Raw genomic sequence first — 17458 nt, 5'->3', positions numbered from 1 at the left:
GAGCACAGCATGAAGGTTGCGATAATCGGTTGCGGCGCAATGGGTTCCATCTACGCCGCGAAGCTGGCCGGTGCGGGCAACGACGTGCTGGTCGTCGACCGGCACCAAGCCGGTGTCGACCAGATCGCGCGACACGGACTGCGGGTCACCGGGCCGGGCTACGACCAGACGGCGCAACTGCGGGCGAGCACCATCGCACCGAACGAGACCATGGACCTGATCGTGCTGGCCGTCAAGGCGGCTGACGTGACAACCGCTGCGCAGCAGGCACTTCCGATGCTGGGCGAAAACACCCCGGTGCTGAGCATCCAGAACGGCCTCGGCTCCGCGGAGACCGTCGCCGGCATCGTCGGCGACGGTCGGCTCGCCGTCGGCATCGCCAGCGGGTTCGGCGCAGCCCGGGTGGCGCCCGGCCACGTCCATCACAACGCCATGCGCGCCATGCGTTTCGGCGCCTATTCGGTGCTGCCGCAGTCGACGGTCGAGTCGATCGCCCGGGCGTGGGCGGATGCCGGTTTCGACGCCGCGGCGGTGACCGACATCGCCGCCATGCAGTGGGAGAAACTGATCTGCAACGTCGCCTACAGCGCACCGTGCGCACTGACCGGGATGACGGTCGGCCAGGTGATGGACGACCCGGAGATGGGCCCGGTCAGCCGCGCAGCAGCAAAGGAAGCGTGGCGGGTGGCCGTCGCGTCGGACATCAACATCGATGTCCCCGATCCCGTCGAACACGTGCGTGCCTTCGGCGCCGGGATGCCGGACGCGAAGCCCTCGGCCCTACTGGATCACGAAGCGCGCCGAGTCAGCGAGATCGACGTCATCAACGGCGCCGTACCGCGCCAGGGAGCCCGCGTGGGTGTCGACGCCCCGGTCAACGCCACCCTGACCGCATTGGTCAAGGCCATCGAAAACCGTTGGAGTACAACGTAGCGACCTACAGAATCGGCTGTCCCCCGGTGACCGGGGCGTACCCAGGTCACTTGGACCGGGTCAGGTCCGTGGTGGCCGGGCCCTCCAGCAGCGTCCCGTCCGGCGCGAACCGCGACGCATGCAGCGGGCACTCCCACGCCTTGTCCGCGTCGTTCCAGTTCACGATTCCGCCCAGGTGGGTGCACACGGGCGACACCACGTGCTCGACTCCGTCGACGACGCATCGCGCCTGCAGGTCCCACGGCGGCCCGCTGACCACACCGCCCTCGTCCGGCTTGGGGTCACGGCGCCCGATTCGGGTAGCCGGAGTGACCCAGCCGCGGGCCAGGTTGAAGCCGACCTCCATGTTGGCGCTCAGTGCCGTTGTCACCCCGGACAATTCGTGCGGGCTCCAGCTCGCGAACGCGCCGGCCCAGTCCATCCGGCCACCCAGGATGCGGCTGGACAGCGCCAGCGCGGCGGCTGGGCCATTGGTCATCCCCCACTTGTTGAAACCCGTTGCCACAAAGATCTTTTCATTGCCGGGAAGGATCGGTCCCACGTACGGCAATTGATCGATGGGCGTGTAGTCCTGCGCCGACCAGTAGTGCGTCTGCTCGGCGCCGGGAAAGTGCTTGCGCGTCCACTCGTCGAGTTCGGCCAGCGCAATCGACGGACTCTTCTTGCGACCCACCGTATGACCCGCGCCGCCGACGATCAGCAGTTCACCGTCGTCGGTCGGGGCGTAGCGGACGGAACGGGTCGGCGAATCGGTGGAGATCATCATTGCCCGCGTGATCGGGCCGGGCACCCGGTAGGCCATGCAGTAGGAGCGGCTCGGCTTCAGCCTGGCGAAATACCCACCGCGATCGAGAATCGGGATGCCTGTCGCGAGCACCAGTTGCCGCGCGAACACCTCGGTGTCTGCTTCGGTGCCCTCGTCGGTCTGCTCTCCGCTACCGGTATGGACGTGCAGCCTCAGGCCGTCACCGCTACCGGCGACTTTGCGGACCCTCGCGCCCTCGACCAGCCGACCGCCGCGGTCCAGCAACTCGACGACCAGGCTGTCCAGGAATGGGACCGGATCGAACTGCGCCTGGTCGGGCAGCCGCACCCCGCCATGGAACGAGAACGGAACGTCGGCACGGTCGTCCCAGGTGACCGGAAGCCCGACGGCACCGCACGCCAACCACTCAGCGCGCGCCGACGGCACTCCCCGCGCCGATTGCGCGTAGGTGTACGCGTCTTCCCGCTGCACGTCGATTCCGTGAGTGTCGCAATGGTGCAACACCCACTCCATCCCCTCCCGGTTGCCCTCGACGTAGGCCCGGGCGGTGCTTCGGCCATGCCGCGCAAGGATTTTGCTCAAGTGGGTGCTCTGCAGCAAGCTGAGCTTCGCGGTCGTGTTGCCGCTGGCTCCGGCCCCCACCGTACGGGCCTCCAGAACCAGCACGTCCTTACCCGCGCGTGCGAGTAGCACCGCCGTTATCAAGCCGGTGATACCGGCTCCCACCACGACCACGTCGGCAGATCCCTCGGCGGTCCCGGAGGTCCTGCCTGACCACGGCGTTGCGCCCCGGTCGTCCAACCACAGTGACACCATGGCATACGAAGTACCCAGCCACCCTGGAACGAAACGGTGGGCGGATCACCATCGCCGAGTTAGCCAGGAGAACGTTATTTCGCTGCGCGGCATTATTTTTCGCTGTCCGACGATTTTGCGTCGCCGAGGTTTTAGCCATGAATGCCCGGGTACCAGTGGAGCGCGGCGCCGGAGTCACTCGCGGCGTCGTCCGACGAACTAGATCAACCTGGTTCGAATCCGTTTCCGGCCGTTCGCGGCCGAAAGGAGTACCCCATGCGTAAAACACTTGCAGTCTGCTGCACAACCGCCGCACTCGCCCTCGGTGGGGCAGGCGTAGCGAACGCGTCCGTCGAACACGCCCCGGCGCCGTCGTCGACGACCACCACGCTGGCCGACACCGACAACAACACTCATGAGAGTGACAACACCGGTCTGTGGGGTCTCGCCGGCCTCCTGGGTCTGGCCGGACTGGCCGGACTGAAGCGTCGCAACAACACCGACGCCGCCATCCAACCTGCCGTCACCCCACGACCCCCGGTGTAACGCCGTGGTTGCACGCCCCCGTCAGCGCCCTGCGCTGGTGGGGGTCCCAGGGCTGTTGCGTATGTGTCTGGGCCCGAGCTACCCGCGCAACAGTGGTCCAAACTGTTTACTTCAGCCCTGTTCACCAATTCGACTGCGCGGCAGTCTGTTACGACGGAAGTAAGGCGTGAGGAAGTACACCGCGACCACCACGACCCAGGACAGCAGGCTCAGCGACAACTGGCTTCGGGTGGCCCGGTCAAAGCCCATCTGCACAAGAACCGCAACGATTCCCGTCGCTGTCAGGATCGAAAGCACTGGGAACAGCCACATCTTGACCCGTAGCTGCTCCGCGGATGTCCGCCGCCGCAGGATGATCTGCGATGCCGCGATGAGCAGGTAGACGAACAGGATCACGGCGCCGGAAGAGTTGAGCAGGAACAGAAAAACGGTGTTGGGCGACAGCCAGGCCATCAGCACACAGAGAAAGCCCACCAGCGAAGAACATACGATCGCGGTCGCCGGCACACCGCGACTGCTGAGTCTGACCAGTCGCTCAGGTGCCTCATGGCGCCCGGCCAGCACGAACAGCATCCGAGATGCGGTGTAAAGACCGGAGTTCAGACACGACAGCACCGCGGTCAGCACCACCGCGTTCATGATCTGGTCTGCGCCGGGCAGACCCATGTGCCGCAGGGCCGCCACGTACGGGGAGGCACCGAGTTCCACTGAGTTCCACGGCATGATGACCACCAACAGCAGGACCGACCCGACGAAGAAGATGACGATGCGGGCGACCACCGACCTCGTCGCTTTGGCGATCGCGCGTGCGGGATCGCGGCTCTCCGCGGCGGCAATGGTGACGACTTCGGCCCCCACCATGGAAAAGATCACCACCACAATGGCGGCGAATACCGCCGCCACTCCCTTGGGAAAGAAGCCGCCATGGGAGGTGAGGTTGGAGAAGTCCAGGTGACTGCCGGGCAGCAGACCGAAAACGAATGCCGCACCCACCCCCAGGAAGATCACGATCGTCGCGACTTTGATTCCGGCGAACCAGAATTCGAACTCTCCGAACGAGGACACCGAGAACAGGTTGGTGGCCGTCATCAGCACCATCAGGCACAACGCGGACAGCCACAGCGGCGCCGGGAACCAGTAGTTCAGCACCTTGCCGCCTGCGACCGCCTCAAACCCGACGACGATGACCCAGAAGTACCAGTACAACCAGCCGACGGAGAATCCGGCCCAACCACCCAGCGCGGTCGCGGCATAGTCGGCGAACGATCCGGTCGACGGATTCGCCGCCGCCATCTCACCCAGCATCCGCATCACCAGGACGATCAGCAGACCGCAGATCGCGTAGGTCAGGAATGCGGCGGGACCGGTTTCCTTGATCACCACGCCCGAGCCGACGAACAGTCCGGCGCCGATCACCCCACCGATGGCGATCATGCTGAGCTGGCGCTGCGAAAGTCCTTGCTTCAGCGTGGCTTTTTCGTGTTCCCGGTCGTCCCGGTCGTCCCGCATCACCGGACGCTAGCAGTTCGGCGTGTATCACGCCGTCGTTACGAGTCCCTTGCGATACGGCGTGGCAGGGGCGTCAAACCGCCTTCAGCGCGGCATTATTGACGATCGTGGCCGACCTGACCCGCCGCTCGGTGCTGCGCATGGGTGCCGGCGCCGGTGCCGGTGCGGCCGGCGTCTGGGCGCTGAGCGCCCTGCTCGACCCACTCACCAGTCTGGCCGCGCCCTCGGCGCCCGCCCCGTTCGACCCGCCGACCGCGGGCAAGACGCTGCCCACCAAACTCACCGGCTCTTTCGTCTCGGCCGCCCGGGGCGGCATCAAGACCAACTGGGTCATCGCCATGCCGCCCGGCCAGACCAAGATGCTGCGACCGGTCATCGCGCTGCACGGCAAGGACGGCGACGCGAACATGATGCTGGACTGCGGCGTGGAGGACGCGCTCGCGCAACTGGTCAGCGAGGGCAAACCGCCGTTCGCCGTGGTGGGCGTGGACGGCGGTCCGGACAGCTACTGGCACCGGCGGGCCAATGGCGAGGACTCCGGCACCATGGTGCTCGAGGAGCTGTTGCCGATGCTGGCGTCGATGGGCATGGACACCTCGCGCGTGGGATTCCTGGGCTGGTCGATGGGCGGTTACGGCGCGCTGCTGCTGGGCGCCCGGCTGGGGCCGGCCCGTACCGCGGGCATCTGCGCGATCAGTCCGGCCCTGTATATGTCCTACATCGGCAGCGCGCCCGGGGCCTTCGACAGCATCGACGACTGGAACCGCAACACCGTGTTCGGCCTCCCGGTGCTGAACTCCATTCCCATCCGGGTCGACTGCGGCATCGGCGACCGGTTCTTCTTCGCATCCAGCCAATTCGTCAGCCAACTGAAGAAGAAGCCCGCCGGCACGTTCTCGCCGGGCGGGCACGACGTCGACTACTGGCGTGCACAGTTGCCCGGTGAACTCGCTTGGATGGCGACCTAACCCGTGGCTCAGCAGGACCGCGCCCCGTTCCGTCCGGACATCGAGGGGCTACGCGCCGTCGCGGTCGTCGCCGTCGTTCTGTATCACGCCGGCATTCCCGGCATCGCCGGCGGCTACATCGGTGTGGACGTCTTCTTCGTTATCTCCGGGTTCCTGATCACCGGGCTGCTGTGGCGTGAGGTGCAAGCCACCGAAACCGTTGCGCTGGGCCGTTTCTACGCCGCCCGCGCGCGTCGCCTGCTGCCGGCAGCCGCGACCGTCGGGGTCGTCACGGCTGTTGTCGCGGCGGCGGTGCTGCCGCCGTTGCAGGCCCGGCGGGTGTTCGTGGACGGCATCGCCAGCATGCTCTACGTCGGCAACTACCGCTTCGCCGTGCAGAACACCGACTACATGATCTCTGACCTGCCCCCGTCGCCGTTCCAGCACTACTGGTCTCTCGGAGTGGAGGAACAGTTTTACCTGGTGTGGCCGGCCCTGATCATCGGAACGGCGTATCTGGCCCGTCGTATCGCCCGCGGCGACACACCGCGCAACGCGCCGCACCTGGTGGTCGTGACACTCGTCGGCGCGGCGTCACTGGCTGCGGCGGTGGTCTGGACCCACACCTCGCCACCCTGGGCCTTCTTCTCACTGCCCACCCGGGCCTGGGAACTGGCCGCCGGCGGTCTGGTGGCCCTGACGATCAACCAGTGGAAGCGACTGCCCCTGCTTCCCGCGACAGTGGCGGGGTGGGGCGGCCTGACGCTGATCCTGCTGACCTGCACCCAGCTGGGCCCCCACACCCCCTACCCCGGCACCTCGGCGCTGCTCCCGGTGCTGGGCACCGCCCTGGTGATCGGCGCGGGTTGCGTCACCGGCGGCATGGGCGTCGGGCGGGTGCTCTGCCCGCCGGCGATGCGGGCGATCGGGCGGGTCTCCTACTCGTGGTACCTGTGGCACTGGCCGGTCCTGTTGCTGCTGCCACCAATGCTGGGCGATCCCGGCGGGTTGCCAGGGCGCCTCGCGGCGACGACGGTGTCCGCCGGCCTGGCCGTGATCACGATGCACGCCGTCGAGAATCCCGGCCGCTTCGCCGCCGGGTTGCGCCGTTCGGCGAAGGCGAGTCTGGTCGTCGCCGGCGCAGCCAGCGGCGTCGCCGCATGCGCGTGCGCGGTTCTGCTGACGGCGGTGCCTGCCCCGGTGGGGCACGGGTCGGCCGCCCCGCAGGCCAGAATCGTCGCGCTGCCGCCCGCACCCGACCCGCAGCTCAGTCCGCGGGAAGCGGCGGTCCGGCAGGCGTTCACCCAGGCAAGGGAGATGCTGGTGGCGGCGGCCGGACAGCGGGCCGTGCCGTCCAACCTGAATCCGTCCCTGGCGGCGGCGCCGGCCGACAAGGCGGCGGTGTTCGTCAACGGCTGCATGCGATCCTGGCGCGATGTCGGTCAGAGCGAATGCGCTTCGGTGAAAGGCGACGCGAACCCACCCACCACCGTCGCGCTGATCGGCGACTCGCACGCGGCGATGTGGGACCCGGCCCTACAGCAGATCGCCGAGCAGCGGCACTGGCGGCTGGAGACGATGGCCAAGGTCACCTGCCCGTTCCTGGACATCCCGATCGTCAGCCCCTACCTGGGCCGCAAATACACCGAATGCGAGCAATGGCGCGCAGAGATCGTGAGCCGGCTTGCGGCCGAACGACCGCGTCTGGTGGTGCTGAGCATGAGCCGGCGCTATCACGCCGACTTCAGCTTCGCCTCGTATGACCCCGCGTGGATCGACGCGCTGGCCACGGTGGTGGCCCAGCTGCGCGGCATGGGCTCGCGGGTTCTGGTGCTCGGTCCGGTGGCCGACCCGCAGGGCTCGGCTCCGACGTGCCTGTCGGCGCACCTGGACGACGCCGGCGCCTGCGCACCGGCGCGGTCGGTGGCGGCCAACGGCGACGGCATCGCTGCCGAACAGCGGGTGACCACCGCGGCCGGCGGCTCCTATGCCGACCTGACCGATCTGTTCTGCAGCACGCAGCGCTGCCCGTTGGTCGTCGGAAACACCCTGGTGTTTCGCGACGACAACCACGTGACCACCGAGTACGCACAGCTCCTGGCGCCCGTCATCGGCGCATTGGCCGATCAAGCCATAACAAATGAATGACACGACGGCGGATTATCAGCGAATGAACCATGCGATCACCGCGAACGTGATACCAATAGAAGGGTTTTGGAGGTTTTGAAATGAGTCCGATGCTGGTGGTCCTGCTCTCAGCAGCCGCGCCGGTCGCCGGGCTTGGTCTATTGCAATTGCAAGCGCGCCTTGAACGTTGGGATTACGAGAGGCACGCAGAAGACTGAAGCTGCGGCGGCGCAACTCAATACGTCCCGGTGGCGAGGGTTCACTCGTCTCACCTAGACCTACCGGGACAGTTGCCAGCGAATCAGCGGCACCATCTTCTCCGCCAGGTACTCGTGCCCCGCGTCGTTCGGGTGCACTCCGTCGGATCCGATCAGGTCCGGCCGGTCCACAAACCAGCGGTCCCCGATCGGGTCGACGAAATCCGCTCCCGCGGCCCACGCGGCTCCGGCCAGTACATCCCGAATCACCAGCACCGGAAGCGGCACATCTGCCGTCGGCCACGGCGGGCCGACCACCAGGAACCTCGCCGACGGCGCAAGCCGGCGGGCCAGAGTGAACGTGGCGTGGACACGTTGGGCGAGCAGTACCGGGTCGACGTCCTGGTCGTTGCGGGAACCGAAGAACACCACCAGTACGTCTTCGGGTTTCACCACCTTGGCTGTCAGGTCCTGGAAGATGCTGCCGTGGTCGCCGATCGCCCCATATCCGGCTCTGCCCTCGGCGGCCACCTCACTGGCGATACGCAGGCCGGGTACCGTGAGCGACCGCCAGGTCCGGGCGGTCCACGAATTGGCTCCGAGCCCGCCTTCGTTGGTACCGGTGGTGTACGAATCACCGATCACGGCGACGGGTTTGAGCCGCAGGTCCAGTGTCAGGGCCCGGTACGGCCGCTCTTGGATCGGATCAATCAGGCATGCGGAAGCCACGGCCATCAGCACGGCAAGGCTGACGGCAAGGCTGGCCAGCCGAGTCACTGCGACCTCCACGGCGAACGCTTGGAATGTATCTATCTCAAATCGTACGAGTGCCCGTGTGCAACTATCGGTCAACTCGCTTGCAGCCCCGCCGCTTCGGGCCACATCGTCGAGGCATTCCGGGACGGCTGCGTCCCCGGGGCGGTGTAGGCGAACCTGATCGCGGGGTCAGTCGCAGGCGGGGGCGAGCTTCTCTTGAGCCTGCCGAAGCTCGGGGCACCCGCCGTTTGCCGGCACTAGGGACACAGCCTCGTGCAGCACTTCCCGGGCCGCGTCACCTCGGGCGTCGAAGTCGTCGAGCGCGGCCCGCAACTCGAACAGCGCAGCGCCTTGACGTCGGGCAAGCTCGCGCGCGGCATCGAGATCTGCACGCCGTTCGTCGGGATCATCGGTCGTGGCCGCCCGTATCCGCAACAGTTCGGCGTTGTAGAACGCCATTTTGGTGTCCTCGGAGTTCCGCAACTCGGCATCGATCCGACGCCGTGCCTCCACCGGATTGCCCACGGCGACCAGCAATTTGGCTGCAATGGCCTCTTGGTAGCTGATGTAAAGGTTCAGGTCGCCGGCTCGCCACTCGTCGAGCAGGCGAGTGATCGTCGTGACGTAGCTCGGAAGCGATCCCACATCCTGACGGCTGAGCGCGATGAGGGCGCGGGCTGCGACGTCCTGGGTAGCGCCCCAGAGTCGGATCTGCTCGAATCCGAACCGTTGTGCGTCCTCGGTGAGAGCCTGGGCCAGACGCGCGGATCGGTCGAGGTACCCGGATTCCTCAGCTATCCAACTCTCGATGAATCTCCCGAAGGTGCCGGTGTAGGGACCTTCGGGAAAGCCGAGCGTGGCTGTCCGGGCGTTCGCTCTTTTCAATTCGCGGTCAGTCTGTTCCAAGTTTCCCTGAAACGCCAGCACGAGGGCGAGCTGCTGATGCGCGGCGGCGATGGGGTCATAGGGAATTACCCAGACCGAGCTGACATCGTGTGCAACCAGATCGTCTGCGTTCGAGATTGCGTTGGTGAAACATGTTTGTGCAGAATCGAACTCACCCTGAAAAGAGGACACGATACCCAGGGCTGCATCGGCCGCCGGCCGGTACCAGGGGCGTCCCTGCTCGGCCGCGAGCGACAGTAACCCAACCGCCTGTCGTGCGCGCCGAGCGTCGCCCCGGCCGGCGAAGTGCGACGTCACGCCGGTGATCGCGGCAAGCAACCCGTCGTTACTCAGGTCGGCACCACCGAGTTGCATACATCGTTCAAAATCCTCGAGTGCGGCGGGACTCGAACCGCCTTCCGCCGAAATTGCCAGCAGCCCCCGTTGAATCCGCAGCCCCATCTCCTGGCTGTCGCGTGCCGCACCCGGTCTGCAATGTCCGAGCCCGACGACCCCGGCGTTAAGTGCATCGCGGGCCTCGTCGAGCGCACCGCGCCCACGAGCCTGGGCTGCGGCCCTTTCGTATGCCGAGGCCGCGTCACTGAATGCCTCCGCGCGCTCATAATGCCCGGCCACCAGCGGCCAATCCGGTTCAAGGCTCGCGGCGACCAGGGCGTGGCCCACCTCAAGATGGAGTCGTCGGGCGACGCTCGGTGGAGCGAGTTCGTATGCCAGCTCCCGCAATAACTCGTGCCTGAATCTCCAGTTGTGGATACCCCACGGCTCGAGAACGCGCGCGTCCTCGAGTTCGTCGAGTACGTCGTCGACGGTGACCGCATCCAGGTCGACGACCGTGCCGAGAATGTCGCGATCGACGTGCCGGCCGATCACCGCCGCAGCTTGTGCGACGGGTAGGACGTCAGTCCGGCCGTGAAGTCGCGCGAACAGCGAGTCGTAGAGTCCCTCCGGCACGCCGTGTTCGAGCAGGCCTGCGACAACCTGCTCAACGAAAAAGGGCACGCCATCGCAGCGGTCCCGGATGGTGGCGCGGTCAGAGGCGCTGACCGCCGGATTGATCGACAAGACCATCGCATCGGTTTCGTCGTCGGTCAACGGTGTCAAGTCGATGATCTTGACCGGCCAGCCGCCACCGGGCCAGCTGCCGGTTCGCACCGTCGCCGCAACGAGTATCCGCGAATCCGTTCTGCGGAGCAGGGCGCCGACGACTTCGATGGTCGAAGGGTCGAACCAGTGCATGTCCTCAGCAACCACGAGTGCCGGCGAACCGTCCGTACACGCCAACAGATATCGAACCGCCGCATCGCTGATCTGTTCGTACAGCGATTGCCCCTCCGCGGCAACGGCCTGATATCCGTGTTCGGCGGCGATACCCAGGACCGGCGCGAGAAGCGGCACTGCGGTTACCGAATCCAGGCCTACCGCTGCGGTTTCAGCCTCCAGCAGGCGTAGCCGCGTCAGCGGCTGCGTGTCGCGGGCGATGCCGCACCGCCGCTCGATCAGGGTGCGCACCGGATGTAAGCCGACGTCGCCGTGCAGGGCCGAGCCGATCAGCTCGAGGACGGGCGCGCCTGAATTCCTGGCGAGCTCCGAGGCGGCTGCGGCAAGCCGGCTCTTTCCTATGCCCGGCTCACCGCGGAAGACCAACCCGGCCGTGGTGAGGGTGCCGGACTGAGCACGAGACCAGCTTTTGGCGATGCGCGCCAATTCGCGTGCACGACCGACGAGCGGCACTTGTTGCCCGTTCGATCGTTCCTTCTGTCGCTCACCCAGGACCTGGTAGTGCGTCACCAGCCCGTCAAAACCCTTCACCGCTGCCGGCGGTCGTGGTTCGAGATCGAAGTCGTTGCGCGTCAGAGCGGCTACGGCCTCGGACACCACAACGGTGCCCGGCGGAGCCAAACTCTCCACCCGGGCCGCCAGGTTGACCGCCGCCCCGTCGACGTCGTCGCGAGCTGTGTCCAGGTAGACCAGGCCACGATGCAGGCCCACCCGCACACTGACCCCCACGCCGAATTGCCGCTGCGCCCGCTCCCCGAGTCGAGCCACTTCACGTGCAATCTCCAAACCTGCCAGCAACGCGCGGCGAAGGTCATCCTCGTGTGCGACGGGGTGACCGAACAACGCGAGCAGGCCGTCGCCCTTCGTCGACGCCACATAGCCGCCATAGCTGCCGACGACGCGCGCCACTTGATCGCGATATCGGCTCACCAGGAGGTGATAGGTCTCGAGTTCCACCTGGGTGGACAGCCGCGACGAGTCGACAAGATCCGCAAAAAGGATGGTCAGCCGCCGGAATTCGCCGGCGGCGCCCGGTATGGCGAGGAGATCTTCGGCATCGGGATTGCTTTGATCGGTGGTCAGGACCTGCTCGGCCAGCGATGTGGCTGTATCGCGGTCGCCGCGATTTATCGCCGCCACGGCGCGATCGAGCAGTTCGCCCACAGAGGCTCGACCGTCGTCCACATCCCATATCGTGGCATCGACTGCGCCGGAACGGCCGGATATCGAATGGTTTTGCGCCGGCCCGGGGCCCTCCCCTCACCCCGCCCGCGAGGAAACATCGGACAGCGCGCCGTCGATCGGATGCCGCTTGGTGATGGGTGAGTCATCGGGCTGGGTGCCCGCCGGCGCGGCTCTGGCGCCGATCATCCTGCGCATCCACCGGCGGGCCGGCTCTTCGACGAAGTGGTACATGAGGCTGGAGATCAGCAGTGCGATCAGGATGAGCCCGATGACATTCCACTTCCACGGGTTGTCCTGCGGCGTGAGCTCGAACTGCAGCACCGCCCATCCCCAGGTCGTGTGCACCAGCTCATGAACCATGTACAGGCAGAACGAGATCTCTCCGCCGTAGACCATCAGCCGCGTCGAGAGCACCCACGGCAGGCTGCCCAGGCCGATCGCCAGCGTGATCACCAGTGGCACGAACAGCACGTCCACCACTCCGCCGCTGTCCACGACGCCGCTGATCGGGTGCGCGTCGAACCAGTAGAGGATGCCGACCATCGCGACGACGAGAAGCAGCGAGAGGTATCCGGCGATGTGCCGCGCGCGGGTGCTAAGCCGCAACCTGCGGACCGCGGCGCAAGCCAGCGCGCCGGCGATGAATTGGGTGACGATGCGCGGCAGCCAGCTCCACGGCGTATAGAAGTAGCCACTGGCCAACAGCAACACCACCGGCGGTAGGCAGGCCGCAAAGGCCAGCACCATCAGGCTGCGCGCGCGGGTGGTGCGCTCCAACCGCAGAATGACCAGCACGATGAGGCCGAACAGCAGATAGGCCAGCCATTCCGCGCTGATCGACCAGGCCGGCCCGTCCCAGCTGGTGTTGTCGAAGAACGGTTCGAACCACAACTGGACCAGCAGGACCTGGCGCACGTAGCTGATCGCGGTGAGATCCCTGACCTCAGGTAACGGCACGTGCCCGACGTGCAGGCTGAGGATGACGATCAACGCGGCCAGGTGCATGGTCAGCAGGTACACCGGCCACACCCTGGCCAGCCGTAGCCACAGGAAGTGCACGGTGGCGCGCGTCGACCATTCCCCGCCCATGCGGTCGAGGTAGTTCCAGGTCAGCACGAACCCGCTGAGGATGAAGAACAGGTCGACACCCTGGGCGCCGCAGTTGAGCACCGGGGCCAGGTTCTCCCGGAACTCGGGCGACACATCGGTCAGCATCGGCCGGAAGTGGAACAGCACGACCCACAGCGCCGCGATGATGCGCAGCCCGGTCAGGGCCTTGATCTCCCCGCGGATCTCGGCCTTCATCTCTACGCTGCGCACGAGGTTCTTTCCGCCTGGACTCTTGCTGTCTGCTCTTTGTCGCGTCAACCTGCCCCCCGACTAGCAACCGGCAGCCTAACAGCGACACCGCTGGGACGGTCGACGTGGAGCTTCTTAGCAAAGAGTTAGTCGCGGCTACCAGTCCCCTTAGGTTTGGCGGGCACTTTAGAGTGCAGGGTTCAGTCGACCCACTAGTCGGCTCGCCAGGGGAAATGGGGCTCTTTGATGACTACCGCGATCACGAGCGTTTCGAGCGCCGCAGACTGTAACGGCGCCCAGATTCGGGCCCACTGCCGGCACCTGGCCACCGTGGTGACCATCCGTGGCGAGATCGACGCCTTCAACGTCGACCAGGTCGGCGAGCACGTGCGGCGTTTCGTCCTGCGCGACAATCCCGTAGTGCTCGACCTGAGTGCGGTCACCCACTTCTCGTCTGCCGGAATCGCGCTGTTCTGCGTGCTCGACGAGGAATGCCGCGCCGCCGGCGTGGAGTGGATGATCGTCGCCAACCCGGTCGTCAACGCTTTGCTGGGCGACAGCAGTGATCCCGCCGAGGCCCTGTTCCCGGTGACACGTTCGGTTCACGAGGCGCTGCGCTACCTGGCCGACGGCATCAACTGGCGCCGCCAGTTGGTTCTGCCGCTGGTCAAGAAATCTGCTTAGCCCGCCTCAGCCTGATCACGCCGAGCACGGCGAAGATTCCGGCGGCCGTCGCCAACAACAGCGTCAGCACCAGCTGCTGGGGGTCGTAGACCACCGACATGGTGGGTGGCTGTCCATCGACCACCGGCGCGACCGCGATGGTCGAGCGAGTCTGCAGCCAACTGAACCCGGTCGCCACCAATGCGGCGGCGGCCAGCGCCAACTCCACGACAGCGCGGGCGCTCACAGGATCGACTCGTTGTCGTCGTCGCCGGACGCGTCCATCTCGTCGGCGACCTCGGCGACATACGGGCCCATCCGGCGCTCCACCAACGGGGTCAGGGCGTCGCGCAAGTGCCGATGACGCCGCGCCCAGGCCTGCGCGGTGCGCCCGCCGGTCAGCTTCAGGCCGATTCCGTAGCGCCCGCGCGGGACGCCGATGAGTTCCCCGAGCGCGCGCGCCGACTGCCACCTGGCGAGCGGCTTGTCGGACTTCACCGAGTTCTCGGCCTCAGGGAACACCTTCACGATCTCGCGCACCAGGATGGTCTCGGTGCCCTGACGCAGCGCGTCTTCTGTCAGCTCGACCGAGGTGTGAATCCGCGCCGCCTTGACCTGCAACGCCACGAACGCGGACACCAGGACCAGGAATACCGACGGCACCAGGAACGAAATCGGAACATGGTTGACGTGCTGGATGTAGATCAGCGACACAGCGGACAGCGGGCCTGCCAGCACCCAGTACCAACTGGCGCCGGATTCGTAGAACAGTCGCTTGTCCGCGGGCTGGTCCTCGTCTGCAGATCCCATGTGCGCCTCCGTCACGCAAGCCACCCCGCCGCGTCGGCGGCCCAGTAAGTCAGCACGAAATCCGCCCCCGCACGCCGGATACTGGTCAACGACTCCAATGCCGCGGCACGTTCGTCGAGCCAATTATTGGCCGCCGCCGCACAGATCATCGCGTACTCGCCCGAAACTTGATAGGCCGCCACCGGAACCGAGGAGATGTCGGCGGCGGCCGCCAGTATGTCCAGATACCCCAGCGCGGGCTTGACCATCACGATGTCGGCGCCTTCGTCGAGATCCAGCCGAACCTCGCGTAACGCCTCGCGGGCGTTGCCCGGCTCCTGCTGATAGGTGCGCCGGTCACCGGACAGGCTGGAGGCCACCGCTTCGCGGAACGGACCGTAGAACGCCGAAGCGAACTTGGCGGCATAGGCGAGAATGGCGACGTCGGAATGACCCGCCGCGTCCAAACCGTCGCGGATCGCACCCACCTGGCCATCCATCATGCCGCTGGGACCCACCACGTGCGCGCCCGACTCCGCTTGCGCGACAGCCAGATCCACGTAGCGAGCCAGGGTGGCGTCATTGTCGACCCGGCCCCGCTCGTCGACGACTCCGCAATGCCCGTGATCGGTGAACTCGTCCAGGCAGGTGTCGGCCATCAGGACCGTGGCATCACCGAGATCCTTTGAGAGATCGCGCAATGCCACGTTGAGGATGCCGTCGGGATCGGTGCCGGCCGAGCCGGCCGGATCCTTGTCCTGCTCCCGCGGTACACCGAAGATCATCAGGCCGCCGACGCCGGCGGTGACCGCGTCGGCGGCCGCGCTGCGCAACGAATCGCGGGTGTGTTGCACCACGCCCGGCATCGAGCCGATGGCCCTGGGTTCGTCGTTACCGTCAGCAACGAACATCGGCAGCACCAAATGCCTTGGTTCCAAGGATGTTTGGGCCACCAGCCGGCGTAGGGCCGGGGTGGAGCGGAGCCGGCGTGGCCGCTGCCTCATTCCTGTCCGGCGACCCTGCGTCGAGGGCGGAGGTCACTCGCACGTTTGCGCCACTCACGCGGAGTCAACGCGCGGTGAGTCATCGCCGGCGACTCTTCTTGCGCGGCGGCGGCAACGCCCCTTCGGCGCGCAACCGGGCGGCGTGTTCGGCCAGCGCGTCGACCAGCGGACCGACCGCAGCGGTCTCCGGCTGAACATCCACCCGCAAGCCGAACTCCGCGGCGGTCTCCGCGGTCTTGGGCCCGATGCAGGCGATGATGGTCCGGGCGTGCGGCTTGCCGGCGATGCCGACCAGGTTGCGCACGGTGGAGCTGGAGGTGAAGCACACCGCGTCGAAGCCACCCGTCTTGATCATCTCCCGGGTGGACGCCGGCGGCGGGGCGGCCCGCACGGTCCGGTAGGCGGTGACGTCCTCGATCTCCCAGCCACGCTCACGCAGGCCCTCGGCCAGCGTCTCGGTGGCGATGTCCGCGCGCGGCAGCAGCACCCGGTTAACCGGGTCGAAAATGCTGTCGTAGGGCGGGAATTCGTCCAGCAGGCCCATCGACGACTGCTCGCCGGACGGCACCAGCTCGGGGCTGATCCCGAAGGCCCGGACGCGGTCCGCCGTCGCCTCGCCGACGCAGGCGATCTTCACTCCGGAGAACGCACGGGCGTCCAGACCGAATTCGCCGAACTTCTCCCACACCGCGCGCACCGCGTTCGTGGAGGTGAACACCACCCACTGGAACCGGCCGTCCACCAACCCCTTGACCGCGCGTTCCATCTGCGCGGGGCTGCGCGGCGGCTCGACGGCGATGGTCGGCACCTCGATCGGCAGCGCGCCGTAGGACGTCAGCCGCTCGCTCATCTCACCGGCCTGGTCTTTGGTGCGCGGCACCAAGACGGTCCAGCCGTACAGCGCCCGGCTCTCCCACCAGTTCAGCTTCGCCCGGCTGGCGACCGTCTTGCCGATGGTGACCACCAGCGGACCGGTCAACGGACCGGCCGGGTCGGTTCCGCCGCCCAGGACGGCGGGGTCGGTCAGGCCCTGCAGCGTGGTTTCCACCGAACGCTGCTGGCAGGTGGTGCCCTGAGCGGTCACCACGCAGGGCGTGCTGTCGGACAGCTCGTGGTCGATCAGGGTGCGCGCGGCATCGGCCAGGTGTGACGCCGTGGCCTGCAGAATCAGCGGCCCCGGCGCGGCGGCGAGCGCCTCCCAGTCGACGTCACCGCGCACGTCGGCGACGGTGTGCGAGGAACCCAGCGGCAACCCGGCGTAGGTCGGGACCGCGCTGCTGGCAGCCAGGCCCGGCACGATCTCGACATGCAGGTGCGCCCGGGCGACGGCGTTCACCTCGGTGATCACCGCGTCCACCGACAGCGGGTCGCCGGCCACCAGACGCACGACGTCGACGCCCGAGCGGGCCTCTGCCGTCAGCGTTTTGGCGACTTCGGCGGGATCGCCGAGTGCGGGACGGACGTCGGGGCCTTCCGAAATCACCGCGGCAGCGGTCTCCGGGCTCGACGAGCCGGCAGCGGTATCGGAGCTGGCCGGCGCGGACTCAGCGGGCGCCGGACCGGAGACGGGCGGCAGATCCTTTCCGATCAGCGCCAGCACCGCCTCGGGCACGTCGGGGTCGGTGAACACCAACGCCGCATTCGCCAGCACCGAGGCAGCCCGGGTGGTCAGTAGACCGGGGTCGCCTGGACCGGAGCCCACAAACGTGATCCGGCCCGGTGTCGGCTTACGCCCTCGCGTCATCGTTGTCGCTCCCA

The 17458-nt window shown here is 67.0% G+C and carries 14 protein-coding genes; 5 read left to right on the top strand and 9 right to left on the bottom strand.

The window, feature by feature from the left end:
• Nucleotides 1-9 precede the first annotated feature (9 nt).
• Nucleotides 10-933 (top strand): ketopantoate reductase family protein, encoded by a 924-nt coding sequence (locus tag AO501_RS16620; RefSeq protein ID WP_055578739.1) that lies wholly within the window; start codon nt 10-12, stop codon nt 931-933.
• 46 nt (nt 934-979) lie between these two features.
• Here AO501_RS16620 and AO501_RS16615 read toward each other — a convergent pair whose 3' ends face one another.
• Entirely contained in the window at nt 980-2515 is a 1536-nt protein-coding gene (locus AO501_RS16615; RefSeq protein WP_082658679.1) for an FAD-dependent oxidoreductase, read from the bottom strand.
• Nucleotides 2516-2770: 255 nt separating this feature from the next.
• Here AO501_RS16615 and AO501_RS16610 point away from each other — a divergent pair, with 255 nt between their 5' ends.
• The gene (locus AO501_RS16610; RefSeq protein WP_055578896.1) at nt 2771-3040 is read left to right on the top strand and encodes a WGxxGxxG family protein; all 270 of its coding nucleotides are present in this window, start codon (nt 2771-2773) and stop codon (nt 3038-3040) included.
• Nucleotides 3041-3151: 111 nt separating this feature from the next.
• On the opposite strand, the gene AO501_RS16605 is transcribed toward AO501_RS16610, so the two are convergent.
• On the bottom strand, nt 3152-4549 hold the full coding sequence (locus tag AO501_RS16605) for an amino acid permease (RefSeq protein WP_082658678.1): 1398 nt from the start codon (nt 4547-4549) through the stop codon (nt 3152-3154).
• A 140-nt stretch (nt 4550-4689) separates the two neighbouring features.
• Between AO501_RS16605 and AO501_RS37280 the strand changes: the two genes are divergently transcribed.
• Both AO501_RS37280 and AO501_RS16595 read left to right on the top strand, forming a co-directional pair.
• Entirely contained in the window at nt 4690-5517 is an 828-nt protein-coding gene (locus AO501_RS37280) for an alpha/beta hydrolase (protein ID WP_156452628.1), read from the top strand.
• Nucleotides 5518-5520: 3 nt separating this feature from the next.
• A complete protein-coding gene (locus tag AO501_RS16595) occupies nt 5521-7644 on the top strand; it encodes an acyltransferase family protein (RefSeq protein ID WP_055578737.1) in 2124 nt (707 codons plus the stop codon).
• Nucleotides 7645-7901: 257 nt separating this feature from the next.
• On the opposite strand, the gene AO501_RS16590 is transcribed toward AO501_RS16595, so the two are convergent.
• The 3 genes from AO501_RS16590 to AO501_RS16580 form a co-directional block, all read right to left on the bottom strand.
• Nucleotides 7902-8597 carry an Rv0518 family GDSL lipase gene (locus tag AO501_RS16590; protein ID WP_331457933.1) on the bottom strand — a complete coding sequence of 232 codons (696 nt, stop codon included), beginning with the start codon at nt 8595-8597 and terminating at the stop codon, nt 7902-7904.
• 168 nt (nt 8598-8765) lie between these two features.
• Nucleotides 8766-11945: an adenylate/guanylate cyclase domain-containing protein gene (locus AO501_RS16585; RefSeq protein ID WP_063892877.1), complete on the bottom strand. Its 3180-nt coding sequence runs from the start codon at nt 11943-11945 to the stop codon at nt 8766-8768.
• A gap of 75 nt (nt 11946-12020) precedes the next feature.
• Nucleotides 12021-13250, bottom strand: a complete 1230-nt coding sequence (locus tag AO501_RS16580; protein WP_055578736.1) for an acyltransferase family protein — start codon at nt 13248-13250, stop codon at nt 12021-12023.
• A 240-nt stretch (nt 13251-13490) separates the two neighbouring features.
• Here AO501_RS16580 and AO501_RS16575 point away from each other — a divergent pair, with 240 nt between their 5' ends.
• Nucleotides 13491-13928, top strand: a complete 438-nt coding sequence (locus tag AO501_RS16575) for an STAS domain-containing protein (protein ID WP_055578735.1) — start codon at nt 13491-13493, stop codon at nt 13926-13928.
• On the opposite strand, the gene AO501_RS16570 is transcribed toward AO501_RS16575, so the two are convergent.
• From AO501_RS16570 to AO501_RS16555, 4 genes are all read right to left on the bottom strand, one after another.
• On the bottom strand, nt 13912-14154 hold the full coding sequence (locus tag AO501_RS16570) for a hypothetical protein (RefSeq protein WP_055578734.1): 243 nt from the start codon (nt 14152-14154) through the stop codon (nt 13912-13914). The two genes, AO501_RS16575 and AO501_RS16570, sit on opposite strands and share 17 nt — an antisense overlap.
• Complete coding sequence (locus tag AO501_RS16565; protein WP_055578893.1) at nt 14151-14717, bottom strand: hypothetical protein; 567 nt, start codon at nt 14715-14717, stop codon at nt 14151-14153. Before AO501_RS16565 ends, AO501_RS16570 begins: the two co-directional genes overlap by 4 nt.
• Nucleotides 14718-14728: 11 nt before the next feature.
• Nucleotides 14729-15700 carry a porphobilinogen synthase gene (gene hemB, locus AO501_RS16560; protein ID WP_082658676.1) on the bottom strand — a complete coding sequence of 324 codons (972 nt, stop codon included), beginning with the start codon at nt 15698-15700 and terminating at the stop codon, nt 14729-14731.
• A 79-nt stretch (nt 15701-15779) separates the two neighbouring features.
• Complete coding sequence (locus AO501_RS16555; protein ID WP_055578733.1) at nt 15780-17444, bottom strand: uroporphyrinogen-III synthase; 1665 nt, start codon at nt 17442-17444, stop codon at nt 15780-15782.
• Between the last annotated feature and the right edge of the window lie 14 nt (nt 17445-17458).

Source organism: Mycobacterium gordonae (assembly GCF_001417955.2).
Classification (GTDB): domain Bacteria; phylum Actinomycetota; class Actinomycetes; order Mycobacteriales; family Mycobacteriaceae; genus Mycobacterium; species Mycobacterium gordonae_B.
The sequence above is the reverse complement of the archived record's forward strand: the minus strand, read 5'-3'. Positions and strand labels throughout refer to the sequence as shown.

What these genes read in the sequence shown, in the direction of transcription:
- AO501_RS16620 (WP_055578739.1), top strand. Translation starts at nt 10, where the DNA reads ATGAAGGTTGCGATAATCGGTTGCGGCGCAATGGGTTCCATCTACGCC.
- AO501_RS16615 (WP_082658679.1), bottom strand. Translation starts at nt 2,515, where the DNA reads ATGGTGTCACTGTGGTTGGACGACCGGGGCGCAACGCCGTGGTCAGGC.
- AO501_RS16610 (WP_055578896.1), top strand. Translation starts at nt 2,771, where the DNA reads ATGCGTAAAACACTTGCAGTCTGCTGCACAACCGCCGCACTCGCCCTC.
- AO501_RS16605 (WP_082658678.1), bottom strand. Translation starts at nt 4,549, where the DNA reads ATGCGGGACGACCGGGACGACCGGGAACACGAAAAAGCCACGCTGAAG.
- AO501_RS37280 (WP_156452628.1), top strand. Translation starts at nt 4,690, where the DNA reads ATGGGTGCCGGCGCCGGTGCCGGTGCGGCCGGCGTCTGGGCGCTGAGC.
- AO501_RS16580 (WP_055578736.1), bottom strand. Translation starts at nt 13,250, where the DNA reads ATGAAGGCCGAGATCCGCGGGGAGATCAAGGCCCTGACCGGGCTGCGC.
- AO501_RS16575 (WP_055578735.1), top strand. Translation starts at nt 13,491, where the DNA reads ATGACTACCGCGATCACGAGCGTTTCGAGCGCCGCAGACTGTAACGGC.
- AO501_RS16565 (WP_055578893.1), bottom strand. Translation starts at nt 14,717, where the DNA reads ATGGGATCTGCAGACGAGGACCAGCCCGCGGACAAGCGACTGTTCTAC.
- hemB (WP_082658676.1), bottom strand. Translation starts at nt 15,700, where the DNA reads ATGAGGCAGCGGCCACGCCGGCTCCGCTCCACCCCGGCCCTACGCCGG.
- AO501_RS16555 (WP_055578733.1), bottom strand. Translation starts at nt 17,444, where the DNA reads ATGACGCGAGGGCGTAAGCCGACACCGGGCCGGATCACGTTTGTGGGC.